The organism is Spongiactinospora sp. TRM90649 (assembly GCF_029382225.1).
In the GTDB taxonomy this organism is placed as follows: Bacteria; Actinomycetota; Actinomycetes; order Streptosporangiales; family Streptosporangiaceae; genus Spongiactinospora.
In genome coordinates this window covers 815,094-834,229 of sequence record NZ_JARLTC010000002.1, presented here as the reverse complement: position 1 = coordinate 834,229, position 19,136 = coordinate 815,094, and the positions used below count along the sequence as shown (strand labels likewise).

The 19,136-nt window shown below is 69.6% G+C and carries 22 protein-coding genes, 1 tRNA gene and 1 pseudogene; 17 read left to right on the top strand and 7 right to left on the bottom strand.

The annotated features are described in order from the left end of the window. Positions 1 to 65: 65 nt before the first annotated feature. Positions 66 to 139, bottom strand: a tRNA-Gly gene (locus P3X83_RS04080). Between the two features lie 98 nt (positions 140 to 237). Between P3X83_RS04080 and dcd the strand changes: the two genes are divergently transcribed. The 3 genes from dcd (at position 238) to P3X83_RS04065 (ending at position 2,682) form a co-directional block, all read left to right on the top strand. Further along, positions 238 to 813, top strand: coding sequence for a dCTP deaminase (gene dcd / locus P3X83_RS04075; protein WP_277303109.1), 576 nt, complete (start codon positions 238 to 240; stop codon positions 811 to 813). Between the two features lie 243 nt (positions 814 to 1,056). Further along, complete coding sequence (locus tag P3X83_RS04070; RefSeq protein ID WP_277303108.1) at positions 1,057 to 1,674, top strand: DUF47 family protein; 618 nt, start codon at positions 1,057 to 1,059, stop codon at positions 1,672 to 1,674. 9 nt (positions 1,675 to 1,683) lie between these two features. Next, entirely contained in the window at positions 1,684 to 2,682 is a 999-nt protein-coding gene (locus P3X83_RS04065; protein WP_277303107.1) for an inorganic phosphate transporter, read from the top strand. Positions 2,683 to 2,697: 15 nt separating this feature from the next. Here P3X83_RS04065 and mshD read toward each other — a convergent pair whose 3' ends face one another. Further along, positions 2,698 to 3,624 carry a mycothiol synthase gene (gene mshD / locus P3X83_RS04060; protein ID WP_277303106.1) on the bottom strand — a complete coding sequence of 309 codons (927 nt, stop codon included), beginning with the start codon at positions 3,622 to 3,624 and terminating at the stop codon, positions 2,698 to 2,700. A 122-nt stretch (positions 3,625 to 3,746) separates the two neighbouring features. Here mshD and P3X83_RS04055 point away from each other — a divergent pair, with 122 nt between their 5' ends. Continuing rightward, a complete protein-coding gene (locus tag P3X83_RS04055) occupies positions 3,747 to 5,498 on the top strand; it encodes a bifunctional metallophosphatase/5'-nucleotidase (protein WP_346742671.1) in 1,752 nt (583 codons plus the stop codon). A gap of 37 nt (positions 5,499 to 5,535) precedes the next feature. Here the strand turns inward: P3X83_RS04055 and P3X83_RS04050 are convergent, their stop codons facing one another. After that, positions 5,536 to 6,252, bottom strand: coding sequence for a response regulator transcription factor (locus P3X83_RS04050; protein ID WP_277303104.1), 717 nt, complete (start codon positions 6,250 to 6,252; stop codon positions 5,536 to 5,538). A 213-nt stretch (positions 6,253 to 6,465) separates the two neighbouring features. On the opposite strand from P3X83_RS04050, the gene P3X83_RS04045 reads away from it, so the two are divergent. From P3X83_RS04045 to P3X83_RS04005, 10 genes are all read left to right on the top strand, one after another. Beyond that, entirely contained in the window at positions 6,466 to 6,717 is a 252-nt protein-coding gene (locus P3X83_RS04045) for a MoaD/ThiS family protein (protein ID WP_277303103.1), read from the top strand. A gap of 64 nt (positions 6,718 to 6,781) precedes the next feature. After that, positions 6,782 to 7,468: a DUF2993 domain-containing protein gene (locus P3X83_RS04040; protein WP_277303102.1), complete on the top strand. Its 687-nt coding sequence runs from the start codon at positions 6,782 to 6,784 to the stop codon at positions 7,466 to 7,468. Between the two features lie 55 nt (positions 7,469 to 7,523). Next, on the top strand, positions 7,524 to 8,039 hold the full coding sequence (locus tag P3X83_RS04035) for a sigma-70 family RNA polymerase sigma factor (RefSeq protein ID WP_277303101.1): 516 nt from the start codon (positions 7,524 to 7,526) through the stop codon (positions 8,037 to 8,039). Continuing rightward, positions 8,036 to 8,863 carry a zf-HC2 domain-containing protein gene (locus P3X83_RS04030; RefSeq protein ID WP_277303100.1) on the top strand — a complete coding sequence of 276 codons (828 nt, stop codon included), beginning with the start codon at positions 8,036 to 8,038 and terminating at the stop codon, positions 8,861 to 8,863. Before P3X83_RS04035 ends, P3X83_RS04030 begins: the two co-directional genes overlap by 4 nt. A 99-nt stretch (positions 8,864 to 8,962) precedes the next feature. Further along, on the top strand, positions 8,963 to 9,379 hold the full coding sequence (locus P3X83_RS04025) for a thioredoxin family protein (protein ID WP_277303099.1): 417 nt from the start codon (positions 8,963 to 8,965) through the stop codon (positions 9,377 to 9,379). A gap of 36 nt (positions 9,380 to 9,415) precedes the next feature. After that, positions 9,416 to 9,559, top strand: coding sequence for a putative leader peptide (locus tag P3X83_RS43285; RefSeq protein ID WP_346742670.1), 144 nt, complete (start codon positions 9,416 to 9,418; stop codon positions 9,557 to 9,559). A 57-nt stretch (positions 9,560 to 9,616) separates the two neighbouring features. Continuing rightward, positions 9,617 to 10,015, top strand: coding sequence for a DUF4395 domain-containing protein (locus P3X83_RS04020; protein ID WP_277303098.1), 399 nt, complete (start codon positions 9,617 to 9,619; stop codon positions 10,013 to 10,015). Between the two features lie 13 nt (positions 10,016 to 10,028). After that, positions 10,029 to 10,868 (top strand): sulfurtransferase, encoded by an 840-nt coding sequence (locus P3X83_RS04015; RefSeq protein ID WP_277303097.1) that lies wholly within the window; start codon positions 10,029 to 10,031, stop codon positions 10,866 to 10,868. Then, on the top strand, positions 10,868 to 11,170 hold the full coding sequence (locus P3X83_RS04010; RefSeq protein WP_277303096.1) for a DUF1416 domain-containing protein: 303 nt from the start codon (positions 10,868 to 10,870) through the stop codon (positions 11,168 to 11,170). Before P3X83_RS04015 ends, P3X83_RS04010 begins: the two co-directional genes overlap by 1 nt. 213 nt (positions 11,171 to 11,383) lie before the next feature. Next, positions 11,384 to 12,751 carry a hypothetical protein gene (locus P3X83_RS04005; protein ID WP_277303095.1) on the top strand — a complete coding sequence of 456 codons (1,368 nt, stop codon included), beginning with the start codon at positions 11,384 to 11,386 and terminating at the stop codon, positions 12,749 to 12,751. Here the strand turns inward: P3X83_RS04005 and P3X83_RS04000 are convergent. The 4 genes from P3X83_RS04000 to P3X83_RS03985 all read right to left on the bottom strand — a co-directional run bounded on the left by P3X83_RS04000 (position 12,724) and on the right by P3X83_RS03985 (position 15,468). Further along, the gene (locus P3X83_RS04000) at positions 12,724 to 13,344 is read right to left on the bottom strand and encodes a hypothetical protein (RefSeq protein WP_277303094.1); all 621 of its coding nucleotides are present in this window, start codon (positions 13,342 to 13,344) and stop codon (positions 12,724 to 12,726) included. The genes P3X83_RS04005 and P3X83_RS04000 overlap by 28 nt on opposite strands. Positions 13,345 to 13,808: 464 nt before the next feature. Further along, positions 13,809 to 14,459 carry a hypothetical protein gene (locus P3X83_RS03995; protein ID WP_277303093.1) on the bottom strand — a complete coding sequence of 217 codons (651 nt, stop codon included), beginning with the start codon at positions 14,457 to 14,459 and terminating at the stop codon, positions 13,809 to 13,811. After that, entirely contained in the window at positions 14,456 to 15,115 is a 660-nt protein-coding gene (locus tag P3X83_RS03990; RefSeq protein WP_277303092.1) for a hypothetical protein, read from the bottom strand. The genes P3X83_RS03995 and P3X83_RS03990 overlap by 4 nt, the downstream gene beginning before the upstream one ends. Positions 15,116 to 15,204: 89 nt before the next feature. Beyond that, positions 15,205 to 15,468, bottom strand: coding sequence for a hypothetical protein (locus P3X83_RS03985; protein WP_277303091.1), 264 nt, complete (start codon positions 15,466 to 15,468; stop codon positions 15,205 to 15,207). Positions 15,469 to 15,901: 433 nt separating this feature from the next. Between P3X83_RS03985 and P3X83_RS03980 the strand changes: the two genes are divergently transcribed. The 3 genes and pseudogenes from P3X83_RS03980 (at position 15,902) to P3X83_RS03970 (ending at position 19,119) form a co-directional block, all read left to right on the top strand. Beyond that, positions 15,902 to 16,729 (top strand): helix-turn-helix transcriptional regulator, encoded by an 828-nt coding sequence (locus P3X83_RS03980; RefSeq protein WP_277303090.1) that lies wholly within the window; start codon positions 15,902 to 15,904, stop codon positions 16,727 to 16,729. Then, positions 16,720 to 16,890, top strand: a pseudogene (locus P3X83_RS03975) (DUF397 domain-containing protein); the annotation flags it as partial. The gene P3X83_RS03980 and the pseudogene P3X83_RS03975, both read left to right, overlap by 10 nt. A gap of 204 nt (positions 16,891 to 17,094) precedes the next feature. After that, on the top strand, positions 17,095 to 19,119 hold the full coding sequence (locus P3X83_RS03970; RefSeq protein ID WP_277303089.1) for a hypothetical protein: 2,025 nt from the start codon (positions 17,095 to 17,097) through the stop codon (positions 19,117 to 19,119). Positions 19,120 to 19,136: the final 17 nt, after the last annotated feature.

Sequence of the window (19,136 nt, the reverse complement as noted above, 5' to 3'; positions counted from 1 at the left end):
GACAAGCCTGGGAAAAGATCAAGGCCCGGGGTCCGGAACCTTCGGATGACCTGGGCCTTCGCTCTTGGAGCGGGTGACGGGAATCGAACCCGCGCTGTCAGCTTGGGAAGCTGAAGTTCTACCATTGAACTACACCCGCGTGCAGCCTTGGCCGCGAGACCACTGTAGCGGAAAGCGGGGGCTCGTTGAGCCGGTGTTCGGGTCGGAGTGGGGTGGGGAGCCGGTAGGTTGCCTCACGTGCTGCTTTCCGATCGGGACATTCGCGTGGAGATCGAGGCCGGTAGGGTCGGGCTGGATCCGTTCGATCCGAAGATGATCCAGCCGTCCAGTGTGGACGTGCGGCTCGACCGGTACTTTCGGGTGTTTGAGAACCACCGGTATCCGCACATCGATCCGGCGGTGGAGCAGCCGGATCTGACGCGGTTGGTGGAGCCGGAGGGGGATGAGCCGTTCATCCTGCATCCGGGGGAGTTCGTGCTGGCGAGCACCTATGAGGTGATCAGTCTGCCGGACGACATCGCGTCGCGGCTGGAGGGGAAGTCCAGTCTGGGGCGGCTGGGGCTGTTGACGCACTCGACGGCCGGGTTCATCGATCCGGGGTTCGAGGGGCACGTCACGCTGGAGTTGTCGAACATGGCGACCTTGCCGATCAAGCTGTGGCCGGGGATGAAGATCGGGCAGTTGTGTCTCTTCCGGCTGAGTTCGTCGGCGGAGCATCCGTACGGCTCGGAGCGGCACGGGTCGCGGTACCAGAACCAGCGGGGGCCGACGGCGTCGCGGTCGTTCCTGAACTTCCACCGGACAAGGATCTGAACACCGGGTGCCCCGGGGCTGACCACACGTCGACATCAGGTCGTAGTATGCGTACGGGCTGGCAGAACGCCGTCAAAATCCATCAAAACGGACGAAGGCCAAGAGCCCGCCAAAGTTGGTGTCAGGGATCACAACGGGGGTAGCCAGAGCTAGAAGGACGGGTGACAAGCGGTCGAAGTTCGCATATCCGCTGGTTACCCTTACTCTTCTCTGCGGACCATCCCCGCACATCTGGAGAACGACGTGCGCCTGCGTCTCACGCCCCGTGAGGACAGTTACTACGACCTGTTCGCGGATTCGGCCAACAACCTGGTCACCGCCTCCCGCCTGCTGGTCGAGATCATCGGCGACGGGTCCGACCGTGAGGCTCTCGCGGAGAAGATGCGTGCCTGTGAGCATGCGGGTGACGACCGCACTCACGCGATCATGAAGCGGCTCAACGAGAGCTTCATCACACCGTTCGATCGCGAGGACATCTACCGCCTCGCCTCGAACCTCGACGACGTGATGGATTACATGGAGGCCGCAGCCGATCTCATCGTGCTCTACAAGATCGACCATCTGCCCAAAGAGGTCATCCGGCAGGTCGAGGTCCTGGAACGGGGGGCCGAGCTGACGGCCGAGGCGATGCCCCGGCTGCGGTCGATGAAGAACCTCAACGAGTACTGGATCGAGATCAACCGTCTGGAGAACCAGGCGGACCAGATCTACCGCAGGCTGCTGGCCAAGCTGTTCGGCGGCGAGTACGACGCGCTCACCGTGCTCAAGATGAAGGAGGTCATCGACCAGTTGGAGATGGCCGCCGACGCTTTCGAGCACGTCGCCAATACGATCGAGTCGATCGCCGTCAAGGAAAGCTAGTAAGGCACAGTGGAGCTCGCACTCGTCATCGGCGTCATCGTCGTGGCGTTGATCTTCGACTACACCAATGGTTTCCACGACGCGGCCAACGCGATCGCGACATCGGTGTCGACCCGCGCACTGACCCCGCGGGCCGCGTTGTTCATGGCCGCGGCGATGAACTTCCTGGGGGCGCACCTCGGGACGGCGGTGGCCACCACGGTCGGCACCGGGATCATCGACCCGCCATCCGGCTCGCATGGCCTGGTGATCGTCGGGGCCGGTCTGGTCGGGGCGATCACCTGGAACATCATCACCTGGTACTTCGGCCTGCCGTCGTCCTCCAGCCACGCGCTGATCGGCGGCCTGATGGGCTCGGCGCTCCTCGCGTCGGCGACCATCCACTGGGACGGCGTGCTGGCGAAGGTGGTCGTGCCGATGATCCTGTCTCCGATCGTCGGGTTCTCGCTCGGCGCGATCATCATGATAGCGATCTTCTGGATCTTCCGTCGCGCTCAACCAGGAAAGGCCAACCGCGGATTCCGCCACGCACAGACCGTCTCGGCCGCCGCGATGGCGCTCGGCCACGGCCTGCAGGACGCGCAGAAGACGATGGGCGTGATCTTCCTGGCGCTGGTGGTCGGCGGCTACGCCACTCCGCAGGAGCCGATCCCGCAGTGGGTGATCCTGGCCGCGGCCGGCGCGATCTCGCTCGGCACGTACGCGGGCGGCTGGCGCATCATGCGCACCCTGGGCCGCCGGATCATCGCCCTGGACCCGCCGCAGGGCTTCGCGGCCGAGAGCGCCGCGGCGACCGTCCTGTACGGCGCGGCCATGGGCTTCGGCGCCCCGATCTCGACCACCCACACCATCACCAGCGCGATCATGGGCGTGGGCGCGACGAAGCGCCTGTCCGCGGTGCGCTGGGGGGTCGCGGGCAACATCGTGACCGCGTGGGTCCTCACCATTCCGGCGTCGGCGTTCGTGGCCGGCCTCACCTATCTGGCCTTCCACTGGATGCTGGAGTAGGACCGGAGCCCCGGGCTACTTGCGGTACATCACGTCGGTGTCCCAGCGGGTGAAGCCCAGCGACTCATAGAGGCGGATCGCCGCCCGGTTGGCCTCGTCCACGTAGAGCATGACCTGGGCGAGGCCACGGGTGCGCAGGTGGGCGATCCCGGCCAGGGTGAGCGCCCGGCCCAGCCCGCCGCCCTGCTCCGCGGGGTCCACGCCGACCACGTAGACCTCGCCGATGGGCTCGTGGCCGTGGTCGCCGGCCGGCGGCTCGGAGACGGAGGCGCCGTGGACCTTGGTCCAGTGGAAGCCGACCGTCCTGCCGTCGCGTTCGGCCAGGAAGAACCCGGCCGGGTCGAACCAGGGCTCCTGCTCGCGCCGCTTGAGGTCGTCGAGGGTCCAGGAGCCCTGCTCGGGGTGGTCGGCGAAGGCGCGGGCGTTGAGCGCGATCCATTCGCCCTCGTCGCGTCCGGGGACGAACGTGCGCAGGCTCACGCCGGCGGGCAGCTCGTGGGAGGGGATCGGCGCGAACAGTGAGCGCCGCATCTGCCACAGCGAGCGCGCCCGGCGGAAGCCCGAGGTCGCGGCCAGGCGCTCCGCGCCCGGCAGGTCGCCGTGCGCCCACAGCCGCAGCCGTCCGCCCGATTCGTCCAGGACGGCACGCAGCAGCGCTTCGCCGTACCCCCGTCGCCGCCACGCCGGGTGCACGACCAGTTCCCCGCTCGGCCCCTCCACCGCGTCCGTGGGGTCGATATGGGCGTATCCGGCCAGCGCCCCGCCGGGCTCGCGCAGCAGCGCGGCTCGCGCCCGTTCGTCGCCTCCGTGCCGCAGGTGCAGCATGACGTGCTCGTTGAGCGGTCGCACGCCGTCGCTCTCGGTGGCCGCGTCGACCAGTGAGAGGACCTCCGCGACCTCGGCGTCGTCCAGCCTGCCCTTGGTTTCGACCTGCGCACTCATGGGGGAAGCCTAGATCCAGTGGCAAAACCCGCCATCTTCCGGGGGGTTGATTCGTTACCTCTAGGACATTCCCTGCATAGATCGCCGTCTTACTGTCTGGGGCCATGACGTCACGTTCCAAAGTGCGGTTAGCCGCTGGAGCCGGACTCTCGGCGGCGGCCTGCCTGGCGCTCGCCCTGGGGCAGCCGGTCCAGGCCGGCGCCACGGCGGTCACTCCCCAAGCGACGGCGGTCGCTCTCCAAGCGACGGCGGTCGCCCCCCAGACCAAGGCCGTCACCTCCGGGCCGGGCAAGGCGCGCACCGTCCCGGTGCGCCTGATCGCGGTCAACGACTTCCACGGCAACCTGGAGCCGCCCACCGGCTCCGGCGGCCGCATCGTCAACGAGCAGGGCACGACGGTGGACGCCGGTGGCGCCGCCTACCTCGCCACCCACATCAAGGCGCTGGCCGACGCGAACACCGTCACGGTGGCCGCGGGCGACCTGATCGGCGCGACCCCGCTCATCTCCGCCGCCTACCACGACGAACCCACCGTCGAGCTGCTCGGCAAGCTCGGCCTGGACGTCTCCTCGGTCGGCAACCACGAGTTCGACGAGGGCTACCGCGAGCTGCTGCGGATCATCGGCGGCGGCTGCCACAAGACGGACGGCTGCACCCCGGCGGGCCGCTGGCGCGGGGCCGCCTACGACTACCTCGGCGCGAACGTGCGGTTCAAGAAGGCGCCGGAGCTCCCGGCCCTCGCCCCGTTCTCCGTCAAGAAGGTCAACGGGGTCAACGTCGGCTTCATCGGGCTGGTCACCAAGTCCACCCCGTCGATCGTGACCGCCGAGGGCATCAGGGACCTGACCTTCGTCGACGAGATCGAGGCGGCCAACCGCACCTCCAAGGCGCTGAAGCTGCTCGGCGTCAAGGCGCAGGTGGTGCTGGTGCACGAGGGCGACCAGGTCGCCCCGAACCAGAGCCCGGACGCCTGCCCGGTCATCATCGGCGCGGGCAGCCGGATCGCGAACGGCGTCAGCGCGGACGTGGACATGGTGGTCATGGGCCACTCGCACCAGGCGTACGTCTGCAAGACCAAGGACCCGGCGGGAGCCGACCGTTACGTCACGCAGGGCTCGTCGTTCGGCCGGGTGCTCACCACGCTGGACTTCCAGGTGGACACCCGCACCAAGGACGTGGTGCGGTCCACGGTGGCGGCGGACAACCACGTCGTGACCCGTGACGTGCCGGCCGACCCGGAGATCACCACGTTCGTGCAGACGTGGAAGGACCGGGTGGCCGAGGTCGCGAACCGGCGGATCGGGTCGATCACCGCGGACCTCACCCGGACGGCGGCCCCGTCGGGCGAGACCGCGCTCGGCGGCGTGATCGCCGACGCGCAGCTTGAGGCCACGCGGACCGGCGGCAACGCGGAGATCGCGCTGATGAACCCGGGCGGGGTGCGCGCGGACCTCACCTACGCGCCCGACGGCGTGGTGACGTACGGCGAGGCGTTCACCGTCCAGCCGTTCAACAACCTGATGCAGGTCATCACGCTGACCGGCGCGCAGCTCGACGCGCTGCTGGAGCAGCAGTACCAGGTCAACCGGATCCTGCAGCCGTCGGCGACGCTGAGCTACACGGTCGGCTCGTCGGCGCCGGTCGGCTCGAAGGTCTCCGACATCAAGATCAACGGCGTGCCGGTCACCGACACCCAGTCCGTGCGGGTGGCGGCGAACAACTTCCTGGTCGGCGGCGGTGACGGCTTCTCGGTCTTCACCCAGGGCACCGACGTGTGGAGCGGGCCGCTGGACATCGACGCGCTGGTGGCGTACTTCGGCGCGCGCTCGCCGGTCGCGCCTCCCGCGCCCAACCGGATCACCGTAATTCCGTAAGGCCAGGTAGGCCCAGGTAGGCCCAGGTAAGGCCGGGTCAGTGGTGGGCGGGCTCGCGCTCGTCAGTGTGCTGCTCGCCCCCACGATCGGGAACGAACCGGTATCCGACGTTGCGGACGGTGCCGATCAGCGCCTCGTGCTCGGCGCCGAGCTTGGCGCGCAGGCGGCGGACGTGCACGTCGACCGTACGGGTGCCGCCGAAGTAGTCGTAGCCCCAGACCTCCTGCAGGAGCTGGGCGCGGGTGAAGACCCGTCCCGGATGCTGGGCCAGGTACTTCAGCAGTTCGAACTCCTTGAAAGTGAGGTCGAGCGCCCGGCCGCGCAGCCGGGCCGTGTAGGTGGCCTCGTCGATGGAGAGGTCGCCGTTGCGGATCTCGTCGGGCACCTCGTCGGCGACGGCCTGCGACCGCCTGCCGGCGGCCATCCGCAGCCGGGCCTCGACCTCGGCCGGGCCCGCGGTGTCGAGCAGGACGTCGTCGGCGCCCCATTCGGCGGTCATGGCGGCCAGGCCGCCCTCGGTGACCACGACCAGCAGTGGGCAGTCGATGCCGGTGGTGCGCAGCAGCCGGCACAGACTCTTGGCGTGGACCAGCTCGCGCCGGGCGTCGACGAGCACGGCGTCGGACGGCGGAGCGTCGATCAGGGCGGACGCCTCGGCGGGCGCCACGCGTACGGAGTGGAGTAGGAGGCCGAGGGCCGGAAGCACCTCGGCGGACGGTTCCAGGGCATTGGTGAGCAGGAGCAGATTGCTCAACGGCTCCTCCTTCCCGCGCTGACGGCGGTATGCCGTACAAAACACGAAGGACCCGGGGGCCACATCGCCCAGGTCCATAGTAGGCGAGGATAACTCACGGGGACCGGGCGTCCCAGGTGAGTCCGCCCGGTGCACGGGCCCCGACCTGCAACATCGGTGTTACGCGCCCCGCACACGAGTGCGAAGCGACAGGTGAGAAGGGACGAACGGCCTATGGCGACGGGAATCATCCGCTACTGGGCCGCGGCGAAGGACGCCGCCGGGCTCGCCGAGGAGCCGTTCGACGCGGCCACACTCGACGAACTGATGACGAAAATCACACAAAATCGGGATGAACTCGCCCGTGTTGCCAAAAGATCGTCATTTCTGGTGGACGGGAGCCCGGTCGGTTTCCGCGACCACTCCTCGATACGCCTGACCGACGGCTGCACGGTAGAGGTACTTCCTCCCTTCGCTGGCGGTTGATCCCCCGCTTTCATAGGGTTTCCGGCAAGTAGCCAAAAGAACAGTCAGGAGCCGAAGGAGTGCGATGCGCAAGCTGATCGTCTTCTTGATCGTGCTGGCCGTCGTCCTCGGAGTGGTCGATCGCGTCGCCGTGGGCGGCGCGGAGAGCGAGATCGCCAAACAGGTCGCCGCGCAGTACAAACTGAGCACCGTCCCAACCGTGAGCATCTCCGGCATTCCCTTCCTGACCCAAGCCGCGGGCGGGCGCTACGAGGAGATCGGCGTCGAGATCGGCGATCTCACCCGTGGCGGGGTGCGCCTGTCCGACGTCCGCGCGACCCTGTACGGCGTCAACGCCCCCCTGCTCGACCTGCTGCAGAACCCCGCCGAGGCGCGGATCACCGCCGACCGGGTCAGCGGGTCCTTTGTGGTCCCGCTCTCCGTCATCGAGCAGCGCGCCCCCAAGGGCGTCAAGCTGTCCGGCGACGGCGGCGACACGCTGAAGATCTCCGGCCGGATCACCGTGCGCGGGGTGACGGTGCCCGTGCAGGCCGACATGAAGGTGGAGACCGTCAAGAACGGCGTGCGGCTGTCGCCGGTCAAGGTCGTCGTGGCGGGCGGGATCCCGGTTCCGCCCGAGGCCACGAAGTCGCTGAGCTACACGATCCCGGTGGACAACCTCCCGCTCGGCCTGAAGGTGACGGCCGTCAAGACCGTGCCGGAAGGCCTCCAGATCACCGGTGAGGCGAGTGATGTTCCGCTTCGGGCGTGAGCGACGCCACTCGGATTCCGCTGAACCGCCGTCCGGTGTCGTACGTGAAGAGGGTGTGAGTCCAGCCGCGGGAACCGCCGACGAGGAGCTGATCAGAGCCCTCTTCGACGATCATGGCGGGCCGTTGTACGGCTACGCGCTGCGGTTGACGGGTGACCCCGGACGTGCGGAGGACGTCGTGCAGGAGACGCTGTTGCGGGCCTGGAGGCATCCGGACGCGCTCTCCGGGCGTCCGATCCGCGCGTGGTTGTTCACCGTTGCCCGCAATCTCGTCGTCGATCAGCACCGGGCGCGCAGGTCGCGCCCGCAGGAGATCGGCGACGAGGCGCTGGCGGTGGTGCCCGCCGACGACGAGCTGGAACGGGCGGTGGAGTCGTGGGCCGTGGCCGAGGCGCTGGCCGCGCTGCGGCCGGAACACCGCGAGGTCCTGATGGAGGTCTACTACCGGGGGCGCTCTGTGAAGGAGGCGGCGCAGGAGCTGGGGATTCCCGCGGGCACCGTGAAGTCCCGCTCCTACTACGCCCTGCGGGCGCTGAAGCTGGCGCTTGAGGAGCGGGGGCTCGCGCCATGACATGCGAAGAGGTACGGCTGTCCCTGGGCGCCCACGCGCTGGGCGCGCTCGACGCGGACGAGGCGGTGGTCGTCGAGGCCCACCTCGCCGCGTGCGCGGAGTGCCGCGCGGAATTCCACGACCTGGTGGGGGTGTCGACCTTCCTCGGCAGGGTGTCCGCGGCCGACGTGGCGCACGCGGCGGCGCCGCCGCGCGCCGTGCTCGACCGGATGCTCGTCGCGGGAGGCAGACGACGGCGCAGGTCGCGGGTGCTGCTCGCGGCGGCAGCGGCGGCCGTGGTGGTCGCCGGTGGCGGGGCGGTGGCCACGGCCGTCATGAACGGCTCCGCCTCCGACGGCCGGAGCGCCAGCGTGGCGGCGCCGCTGTCGGCCGCCGAGGACTCGGCCACGGCGGCGCGCGAGCAGGACGAGCCGGCCGAACCCAAGATGGCGCCCAGCTCGCGCGCCTCGCGGTCGGCGGCGAACGCGCAGGAGAAGGAGAACACCACCGCCGTCGCGCAGGCTCCGGACATCACGCGGTTCGCGAAGGACGGCCCGGTCAGCGCCACGGTCCAGGTCTTCGCCGTCGAAGGCGGCAGCGAGATCAAGATCGACCTGCGCGGGGTGGCTTCGGGCACCTCCTGCCGGTTGGTCGTGGTCGGCGTGGACGCCACCAGGAACACCGCCGCGAATTGGAAGGTCGCCGAGCCGCAGGCCGATGAGGTGAACGGGTACGAGGCCGCTTCGCCGCCGACCGGCACGACGAGCTTCTCGCCCGGGCAGATCGACCGGTTCGAGGTGGTCGGTGACGACGGCGGGGTGCTGCTGACCGTGGAGACGCCCTGATCCGCGCCGCTGGCGACCCCGAAGCACCACCGGCGACCCCGAAGAATGAAATATCGGTCTTAGGGAAGCTTTTAGGGCCTGTTTTGGGTTCCACCCACCGTGGACGGTCTGCTGGTGGTGGTCGCGACCCTGCTCCTCGCGAGCGTCGCGGGGGTCGTGTGGCGACGGCGTCAGGGACGGATCACCGACCGTGGAGGAAACGTGCTGACCCCCGACGAGATCGGCGGCGAGCTGGGCGAGCGCGCCACGCTGGTGCAGTTCTCCAGCGCGTTCTGTCAGCCGTGCCGCGCGACCAGGCGGATCCTCGGCGAGGTCGCCGGGATGGTCCCCGGTGTCCGGCACGTCGAGATCGACGCCGAATCGAGGCTCGACCTCGTCCGCTCGCTCGGCGTGCTGAGCACCCCCACGGTGCTGGTCCTCGACCGCGCAGGAAACGAGGTCCGGCGGGCCTCCGGCCTGCCCAGGAAGGCCGACGTCATCGCCGCGCTGGGCGCCGCCGTAGACAATGGATCATGAAGTGAAATCGGAAACTCTATCGTGCACGTCACATGCATGTCTCAAGAATCGGACGGGGATGTGACAGACGGCGGAGCGGCGGGTAATGTCGTCATCGTGCATCCGAGGACAGAGCTGCTTACCAAGCGACGGGCGGTCGATTTCTGCCGTGTCGCCACCGCGCTCTGTCGCGCTTCCTGACTGGGCGACCTAGCGGCGTGCGCCGCATCTGCTCGACACCATCAGGAGCATCCCACGATGCAGGTTGATCCCCGAACCACCAGGTTCTCTGCGGCGATCACGACTCTCGTTCTCTCAATCGTCCTGGTAACGGACGGCGCCTGGCTGCTCGGCCTGCAGGCGGTGCTGTTCGCGCTCGGCGTGGCGGGGGTCTCGCCGTACCGGCCGATCTTCCGAAGGCTCGTGAAGAGCCCTCCGGCGGAACTGGAGGACGCGGGCCCGCCGCGGTTCGCCCAGGCCGTGGGGCTCGTCTTCGCCACCGTAGGACTTGTCGGGTATGTCGCGCAGATCACGCCGCTGGCCATCGGTGCGACGGCTGCCGCCCTGTTCGCCGCATTTCTCAATGCCGCATTCGGCTTCTGCCTCGGCTGCGAGATCTATCTGATCATCCGACGTCTGACACCCGCAACCCGATGAACCGGAGGAATCTATGAGCCGCGCCGCGTCCCTGGTGGATGCCGAGTGGGTCGAGTCCAACCTCGACACCCCGGGTGTGGTCCTCGTCGAAGTCGACGAGGACACCAGCGCCTATGACAAGGGCCACATCCGTGGTGCCGTGAAGATCGACTGGAGGCAGGACCTCCAGGACCCGGTCCGCCGCGACTTCGTGGACAAGGCGGGCTTCGAGGCCCTCCTGTCCGCCAGGGGCATCGGCAACGACGACACCGTGGTCCTGTACGGCGGCAACAACAACTGGTTCGCCTCCTACGCCTACTGGTACTTCAAGCTGTACGGCCACCAGGACGTCAAGCTGCTCGACGGCGGCCGCAAGAAGTGGGAGCTCGACTCCCGCGAGCTGGTGCGCGACGTGGTCGAGCGTCCCGCGACCACCTACACCGCCAAGGAGCAGGACGTCGCGATCCGAGCCTTCCGCGACGACGCCGTCGCCGCGATCGGCAAGCTGAACCTGGTCGACGTCCGCTCGCCCGACGAGTTCACCGGCAAGCTGCTCGCCCCCGCCCACCTGCCGCAGGAGCAGGCGCAGCGGGCCGGGCACGTGCCGACCGCCCGTAACATCCCGTGGTCGAAGGCCGCCAACGACGACGGAACCTTCCGTTCCGACGACGAGCTGCGCGCCCTCTACGCGGAGGCGGGCGTCGACTTCGCCAAGGACACCATCGCCTACTGCCGCATCGGTGAGCGCTCCGCGCACACCTGGTTCGTGCTGCACGAGCTGCTCGAGCAGCCCAACGTCAAGAACTACGACGGTTCGTGGACCGAGTACGGCTCGCTCGTGGGTGTTCCGATCGAGCTGGGAGAGGCACGCTGATGACCTTCGCCGATGGGTGCGCCGCGCCCGAGCAGACCGCCGACCTGCCCGCCGGGGTGGACCTCTCCACCCAGGCCGTGATCCAGGGCATCGTCTCCGGTGCCGACACCGCCTACGCGCGGCTCCTCGACTCCTCCGGTGAGTTCACCGGTGAGGTCGTGGTCTCCGACGAGGGCGTCTTCCGCTTCTTCGCCGCTCCCGGCGACTGGACCGTTCGCATCATCGCGGGCGGCGGCGTCACCAAGGACGTCCCGGTCCAGGCCAAGCGCGGCGAGGTGGCACAGCTCCAGGTCGCCGTCTGAGCCGTAGGGTACCGACGGTACTGGCGGCAGTGACGGCATCGGCGGCGCTGACGGCACGGCCGCACCACCGGTAACACCGCTTCATCGGGGCTTTGAGCGCCGGTTCCCACTCGGGGACCGGCGCTCCACGGTTTTCGGCGCAGTGCCCGGCGGGTTCCGGCGATGCCGCGGACCGGCCTGCGAGCCGGTATCGAGATCGATACGATGCCCTGGATGTCTGGTACGTCTGGCTTGGCTTCTCCACCGCGTCCCGCACCGCAGCGTGCCAGGTCGCGAGCCGTCCCGTCGCCCTACTCCCTTCCCGCCCACACCCTGCGCCTGGCCGCGACCTGCGGCGTCGGCGTGCTGCTGTGGTACATCGGCGGGCAGGTGGCCAGGTTCGCCCTGCTCTACCTGGGCACGGAGATCTCGCACGGCGACGCCAGGCAGGTCCGCCTCGTGCTGACCATGCTGATCTTCACCTGCATCGTGGCCACGCAGCTCATCGTCACGGTGGGCATGCTCCACACCCTGCGCGGCGCGCTCACCGAGATTCGCGCCCGCCGAGCCGGTGGTGGCGGCGACGAGCGGTTCCTGGTCGCCCTCGACCGCGTCGCGCCCGCCTTCGCCGTCATCTATCTGACCTGGGGCTTCTACGTCCAGGACGTCCGCGACTTCGTCGGTCTCGACCAGATGCACCGGATCGGCGAGCCCCTGGAAGCGGCCCTGTTCGGCGAGGAGAGCACGGTCGGCCGCGGGCTGGTCGACATGGACGTGCGGGTCTCTCTCGGCATCGCCATCGTCGCCTGGGTGGCCAGGCTCATCTTCAGCCGCCGCTACGACGCGGGCGAGGGCAGGTTCTCCGGGTCCGCCGCCGCCTTCTCCGAGCTGGCGTTCGCGTTCTTCGGCCTGAACGCCACGATCACCTTCGCCTCCGAGCGCTCGGACTGGCTGTACCACCGCTCGGTCGTGGCGGGCACCAAGGGCATGATCGAGCAGGCCGAGCGGCAGATCCCCGGCTGGGAGGCGTTCTGGGGCTGGTGGGGGGAGCAGTGGCCGTTCATCATCGACGCCATGGTGCTGCCGCTGACCTGGCTGGCCGTCGGCATCCTGGTGTTCGGCGCCGACATCAACGACACCCGGGCGGCGATCCGGGGCACCGTGGCCGAACGCGCGGCCGGACGGCTGGACCGTACGCACAACCTCACCCAGCAGTCCCTCACCAAGCTCACCGCCGGCGTGCAGGAGCGGTGGATCCCGATCGCCCACTCCATCCGCCTGACCGTGCGCGGCGGCGCCCCGCTGTTCGGCATGTTCTGCCTGTGCTACATCGGGCTGCGGATCGTGACCGGCTACGCCGAGCGCGGCGTGCGCGAGCTCATCGGGTCCACCGAGCCCTACTTCTGGATGGTCACCGGGTTCCCGGTGACATTCGTGCGTGACCTGGTGGTCACCGTGCTCACCATGTGCCTGCTGGCCGCGACCTTCGACCTGGCCTCGACCAGGGCCAGGGCCCTAGGGCTGACCGAGACCGACGGTGCCGCCGATGGCGCGGCCGGCGGGGACGACGACGATCAGCGGGTGAACGCGAACACCACGTAGCTCGGCACTTCGTCGGTCCGCTTGAGCAGGCCCTCGGTAGGCAGGTCGCTGCGCAGGTCGCTGGGCCGCAGGTGCACCCGGATCCGGTCGAAGGCCGCCACCGGCACGATGCCCAGCCAGGTGTAGCTGTACGGCGTGCCCGTCTTGTGCTCCTCGGGCTCGACGGGGAGGTCGTCCTTCAGCGATTCGAGCATCCACTTGCGGCCGTCGGGGTCGCGCAGATCGACATCGGGCTTCATCACGCGGCGCGCGCCGTCCGCGTTGAGGGACACGCGCGTCGCGGTCACCTTCACCCAGGTGCGGTCGGGGGGCGACGGGCGCTTGGGGTCGGGTGAGGGCGTCTTCTCCAGGGTGACCTTCCAGGAGACGTTGGCGAAGTTCAGCGGGGTTCCGGCGGCGACCGTCTGGACGGTCTCGCGGTCCCAGTTCTCCTGGAACACCAGATAGCGGTCGACGGTCGGGACGGCGATCGCCACGACGGCCAGCACCCCGAGCGCGGCCAACTTCAGCCCGGTCCGGCGTCGCGGAGGCGTCTCCTCCTCGGCCTCGCTCCCCGGCGACTCCGCCGGAGCCGCAGGGGGCATCGGGGGCATCGGCGGCATCGGGGGTGATTCCGCAGCGGTCGCCTGCTGCGGCTCCAGGGGCCGCCGCGGGACGGGCCGGCGGAGGGGGAGCGGTTCGGCCCGGACGGCGGGGAAGGGCTGGGTGGATCCGTCGTCCTCGCCGTCGTGTCGCGGGGCGGGAGGCCAGACCTGCTGGTCCGGCCGCCCGCCATGCGGGGTCCCCGGCGCCCGCCCAGGCCGCGCCGGAAGCGCGTTCCAGCCCGAAGCCGCCCCCTGCGGTCCCTGTGGTGCCTGTGGGGAGACGGGCTGCGGTGGGTGTGGTCCTTGGGGTGGCTGTGGTCCTTGTGGGGGGACGGCCGGCGGGGGGTCTTGCCGATGGCGGCGGCCCCTGGGGGGCTGAGGCGGCGTCGGCTGGGCGTCCCAGGGGGGTGGGGGCGCGAACGGGTCGTGCCGGTCCGCCGGGTCCTGCGGCGGGTGCTGTCCGTTCCCGTCCATCATCGGTTCCTGTGCATGGAGTAAGGGTCCTGGGCCTGTGCGACCAGGGCCTTGGCCGCCGCGTCGTCGAGCCCGAGGTCGATCACCGCCTCCGGCGGGTACGGCTCGATCAGCATCGCCCCCTGCTCCGGCAGCACCACCAGGCTCGCCCCGGCCACCACCTCCACCGGCACCTCGAACACCAGGGGGCCGGTGACCCACCAGCCCGGCTGGATCCAGGGGTTGGCCAGCGTGAGCGTCTTGGGCATCCGGTCGGTGGCCTCGTAGCGCTTGCCGTCGGCGGTGAGCAGCACGCCGTCGATGTGCGTCGGCTCCTTGGGGGCGGTGACCGACGCCTGGACGATCAGGAACACCTTGTCGGTCTCGATCCGCTTCATCGTGCGGCCGTCCGGCGCTTCGATGGAGCGGGCCGCCGCCACCGTGTTCACCTTCGCCGTGTAGCGGCCGGTGGCGACCTCCTCGCGGATGCCTCCGGTGGAGGCCAGCGGCGCCTCCTGCTCCGCCGGGGTCAGCGCGTAGTGCTGCGCGCCGACCGCCACGGCGGCCAGGACCAGGCCCACCGCGATGTTGTAGATCCGGCCGGAGCGCCGCCGTCCGCCGGGGCGTCTGCGCGAGCCGCCGCGTCCGGGCGCGGCCGGGGGCGTCGTCACGCGTCCTCCCGCATGATCGGCAGGGTGACCCGGGCCGCCACCTCCGCGGCGAACTTGTGCTCCGCGACCTCCGTGGTGATCGACGTCCACTCCACCAGCTCCGACGGGAACCGCTGCTGCAGTTCGAAGCCGCCCATCTCCAGCACGATCTCGTCGGGTACGCGGGTGTTCTCCGGGAGGTCGTAGCGAATCCGTACGGTCGAGGTCGTCCCGGGGTGGAGCTGGCCGGACTCCGAGCCGTTGTCCACCACCTTGGCGATGCCGCCGAACTCCGTCTTGAGCACCGGGTCGGTCCGCAGCAGGGAGCCGCCGAAGAGCATGAAGAAGGCCGAGGGCTGCCCGGGGTCGGGAGGGCCGCCCACGGGCATGGTCTTGTCGGCGTGGCTGGTGACCTTGAACATGAGGTCGAGGAGGCGCTTCTCCTTGTCCCAGGTGTTGCGCGGCGCCACCGTGGTCAGTGTCGCGCCGACGAACCGGGTGCGGAAGAGACCCTGGTCCAGGACGTCTCCCTGCTTCAGCGTCAGGGGCGGCGGGTCCGGCAGGCGGTCGAGCCCTCCGAGCACCGCCGTGGCTCCGAGACCGGTGGCCAGGAGTACCGCGATCACCGGTATGAGCACCGGGCGCTTCTTACGGCCGCCGCCGGGAGGTGACGTCATAAGAGAGCATGTTAGTGGGGTCAGTGTCCGGATTCGCGGCTATCGCTGTGCTGTTGACGGCTCTTGTCAGGCTCAGCCCGTCCTGAGGCTCATGTGCGGTCGCGGTCGCGGCGCAGCGCGCTCCCGGCGTAGACGGCCGCGCGGAGGACCCAGATCCGGATCGGTGTCCGTGCGCCGTGTCCACTCGCGAGCCACCACCATCCGCCGGCCAGCCCAGCGAGGACGGCGAGCGGTGCGAGCCACGGCAGGCCTGCGTCGAAGGCGATGAAACCGCTGTTCAGGCCACTCGCGACCAGGAAGAACAGCAGGATATAGAGGCCGCCGCGTCCAGTGGGCCGCTCTCTGGGTGCCATCGGCAGAAACTAGCAGCGATCCGCCGAAATCCGTTTTGATCATTTCGGCATCCGTTGACCGGGGTGCTGACCGTCCGGGCCGGGCCTGGTTCGCCGCGACCGGCCGGCGGTTCCGGCCCCGCGCCGTACGGCGCGCCCCCCGCCGCCCGCCTTCCGGTGTAGGTCCACGTGACCGGCGTGCGCGTTGCCCGCGCCGCCGACGATGGCCCATCCCGGTCGTGCGCTTTTATGGTGTTTAGGGACTGGTCGACCGGTAGCATCGCTGTCGAAAGCAGAAGGGCGCTTCCCCGGATTGCCAAAGAACAGGGTGTGGGTTTTCCCATAATGCCTCCCCGTCGTGTCACGATGATGACGGTGCATGGATTCCCATGACCTAGCATTGGTTTGACGCTGCGGTCCACAGTAGATTGCGATTACTGTTGGGAGGCTGTAAGTGGGTGCCGAGTCAACCCCCGACCCGGAGTCTCCACGCGTCCGCTTCGGGGCTGAAATGCGCCGCCTGAGGCGGGAGGCCCGGTGGTCACAGGCCGCGGTCGGGGCACGCCTCGGCTGTACGCAGACGCAGGTGAGCCGCCTGGAACTCGCGTCGCGCACGCCGTCGCAGTCCGACGCCGAGCGGCTAGACCAAATGTTCGGCTTAACCAAGAAACAGCACTTTATGCTGCTGTATAAGCGCATCTTCTCCCATACCGGCGGTCCCGGCTGGTTTCTGGGCTGGGTAGACGAGATCGAGCCCGCCGCGCGCGTTATTCGTTCCTGGGATCCGCTGCTGATCCCCGGCCTGCTCCAGACCGAGGACTATGCCCGCTGCATCTTCACCCAGAGCCCCCGGATCACCGAGGAGGAGGTCGAGGCCCGGGTTCAGGCCCGTTTGCAGCGGCAGCGGGTGCTGGAGCGGAGCGACCCGCCGTACCTGTTGGTGCTGATCGACGAGGGGGTGCTCCGCCGTCGCGTGGGCGGGCCCGAGGTGATGCGCGACCAGCTCGACCGGCTGCTGCTGACGGCCAGCCGGCCCAACGTGTGCATCCAGGTCGTCGATCCCGACTGCCTCGCCGGTATGCCCGGCACCTTCATGATCGCCGAGATGCCCGAGGGGGAGCCCGACGCCACCTATGCGGATTCCGCCGCGGAGGGCCGAGTTTCCACCAATCGCGACATCCTGGCCTCCCTTTCCAATCGATATGAGGCGATCAGACGCTGGGCATATCCTGAGCACGTATCCCTCCGCATGATCAAGGAGGTCAGGCAGCAATGGACCTGAGTGCCGCGGAGTGGCGCAAGTCCTCCCGCTCCGCCGACAACGGCGGCCAGTGCGTGGAGGTGGCGGGCAATCTCCCGGGCGTCGTCGCCGTCCGGGACAGCAAGGATCCCCTCGGGCCCGTCCTGGTGTTCGCCCCCGAGGTGTGGCGGTCGTTCGTGGCCGGGGTCAAGAGGGGCGGGGGTCGCCGGGCCGCCGGGCCGAGGGGCGGCGACGGTCAGGTGAAAGCGGATGTGCCGGTGAGGCCGATGATGGCGCTGGGTTAGCTGATCGCGGGAAATCCGGCTGATTGGGCAGAACACTGCCCCAAAGGCGACGGCGCCTTTATACGCTGTCTCGAAGGCGACGATTGGCGGCCGGAGGTCCCCGTGGCGGACGTGCATCCCGAGCACGCACAGCTCCAGGCGGACCGGATCTACCTGGGCTGGCAGTACGTTCTGCTGTACCCGGATCCCGGGCCTCCGCCGAAGCGCCCGTCGCCAGGCGCCTCGTCCGACCTGCCCCCGGCGGTCGACTCGGAGTGGATCCGTAGGGAGAAGCTGCAGGAAGACCTGCTGAACCGGCCAGTCAAGATCTTCGGCACCTTCATGGTGATCGTCGCCCTGCTGATCTTCGGGCTGGGCGTCACCGAGATGCTGAGCTGGTCGTTCGCGTTGATCGGGCTGGCCGCCACCGGCGGCGTCGCGGTGTTCTGCGGCTACGCCCTCTACCAGGGGCGCCGCGCGGTGCGTCACCGCGTCGCCGAGAAGCAGGCCCAGCACGAGCACCTGCGCCGCGAGCGCGACAAGGAGCTGTTCGCCGCCCAGGAGGAGCACGCCCAGCGCTACCGGGAGTGGGAGGAGAAGAAGCAGCGCTTCGAGCGCCAGGTGTCGTGGTACGCCGTGGCCGTGCCCGACGAGATCGACCGGATCGACGTCGCGGGCGGCACGCTCCCCGGCTGGTCGGCGCTGGTCACGCTGATCGGCGCGACCCGCCTGTACAGCGGCGGGCACCTCACCGTGCTCGACCTCTCCGAGGGCGCGATCGCCAAGGACCTCATCGAGCTGGCCTCGCGCGGCGGCGACGACCCGCTGGTCTGGGTGCTACCGGTCGATCTGCCCCGGCTCGACCTCGGCGCGACGCTGTCCTCCGAGGCGTTCGCCGACGTCCTGGCCCACGTGGTGAGCGTCAGCGAGGAGCACCACACCACCCGCGACCTCGGCTTCGACAACGCGATCCTGGAACGCGTCCTTGAGGTGCTCGGCGAGAACGCCACCATCAACCAGGTGACCGCCGCGCTGCGCGCCCTGGCCCAGGTCGGCGATCCCCGCGACGACCTGCGGTTCGGCCTGATCACGGCGGCCCAGTTGGAGAAGATCGGCACGCTGTTCGGGCGCGGGGTGAGCGACCGCGTGGTGATCGAGCGGGCCTGGGCGCTGGAGTCGCAACTGCGCAAGCTGGAGACGCTGGGCAGCGAGGCCGTCCGCCTGCCGCCCGCGCGGCTGCGCGTGGTCAGCATGGACCGCCAGGCCGGGGTGCTGGGCAACCGGGTGCTCGGCACCTATGTGGCCACCGCGCTGACCCACATCCTGCGCCAGTCGCCCGCCTCCGACCGGCCCTGGTACCACACGATCATCGTCGCGGGCGCGGAGAAGCTGCGCGGCGACGTCCTCGACCGGCTGATGGACGCCTGCGAGACCTCCCGCACCGGCCTCGTCCTCACCTACCGGAGCCTGACCCCGACCGTGAAGGAACGCCTCGGCCGGGGCCACGCGGCGGTGGCGTTCATGCGGCTGGGCAACGCCGAGGACGCCCGGGTGGCCAGCGAGCACGTCGGCACCGAGCACCGGCTGGAGCTGGCCACGCTCACCGAGACGATCAGTGCCCCGGTCGACGGCCTCGACGGCGGCTACACCTCCACCGTGGTCGCCCTCGACGACGACGAGGCCGGCGACAAGGAGGGCGCCAAGCCCGACCTGCGGGAAGACATCACCGAGTCCACCGAGTGGGGGCGCGCGGCCAGCAAGGCGATCGGCGGGGAGACCGAGCGGGTGCTGCAGCGTTCGCGCGAGTTCCTGGTCGAGCCGCACCAGCTCCAGCAGCTCCCGACCACCTCGGTGATCGTCACCGACGCCACGGCCGGTGGCAGGCGGGTCCGGCTGGCCGACGCCAACCCGGCGATCCTCACCTTCCCCCGCACCACCCTCGGCGAGCTGGAGGAGGTCAAGGAGGCCCTGCAACGGGTCCCCGAGCAGTCCGCGCCGCCGGAGGGCGACCGGGGCGACGAGCCCGGCGAGCCGTCGGTGAACGGCGAGGCGCCCCAGGAGACCCCCGAGGGCGTGATCCCGCCGCATCTGGTGCCGCCCAACCTGGGGCCGCCGCCCGCCCGGCTCGACTGGCGCCGCCGCCGGTGATCGGGGACGCCGGTGCA

Excerpts from the sequence above, each read along its gene's own strand:
- P3X83_RS43285 (WP_346742670.1), top strand. The coding sequence starts at position 9,416 with ATGTCTCAAGAATCGGACGGGGATGTGACAGACGGCGGAGCGGCGGGT.
- P3X83_RS04010 (WP_277303096.1), top strand. The coding sequence starts at position 10,868 with ATGACCTTCGCCGATGGGTGCGCCGCGCCCGAGCAGACCGCCGACCTG.
- mshD (WP_277303106.1), bottom strand. The coding sequence starts at position 3,624 with ATGAGTGCGCAGGTCGAAACCAAGGGCAGGCTGGACGACGCCGAGGTC.
- P3X83_RS04015 (WP_277303097.1), top strand. The coding sequence starts at position 10,029 with ATGAGCCGCGCCGCGTCCCTGGTGGATGCCGAGTGGGTCGAGTCCAAC.
- P3X83_RS04040 (WP_277303102.1), top strand. The coding sequence starts at position 6,782 with ATGCGCAAGCTGATCGTCTTCTTGATCGTGCTGGCCGTCGTCCTCGGA.
- P3X83_RS04030 (WP_277303100.1), top strand. The coding sequence starts at position 8,036 with ATGACATGCGAAGAGGTACGGCTGTCCCTGGGCGCCCACGCGCTGGGC.
- P3X83_RS04005 (WP_277303095.1), top strand. The coding sequence starts at position 11,384 with ATGTCTGGTACGTCTGGCTTGGCTTCTCCACCGCGTCCCGCACCGCAG.
- P3X83_RS03985 (WP_277303091.1), bottom strand. The coding sequence starts at position 15,468 with ATGGCACCCAGAGAGCGGCCCACTGGACGCGGCGGCCTCTATATCCTG.
- P3X83_RS04020 (WP_277303098.1), top strand. The coding sequence starts at position 9,617 with ATGCAGGTTGATCCCCGAACCACCAGGTTCTCTGCGGCGATCACGACT.
- P3X83_RS04045 (WP_277303103.1), top strand. The coding sequence starts at position 6,466 with ATGGCGACGGGAATCATCCGCTACTGGGCCGCGGCGAAGGACGCCGCC.
- P3X83_RS04000 (WP_277303094.1), bottom strand. The coding sequence starts at position 13,344 with ATGCCCCCGATGCCCCCTGCGGCTCCGGCGGAGTCGCCGGGGAGCGAG.
- P3X83_RS03990 (WP_277303092.1), bottom strand. The coding sequence starts at position 15,115 with ATGACGTCACCTCCCGGCGGCGGCCGTAAGAAGCGCCCGGTGCTCATA.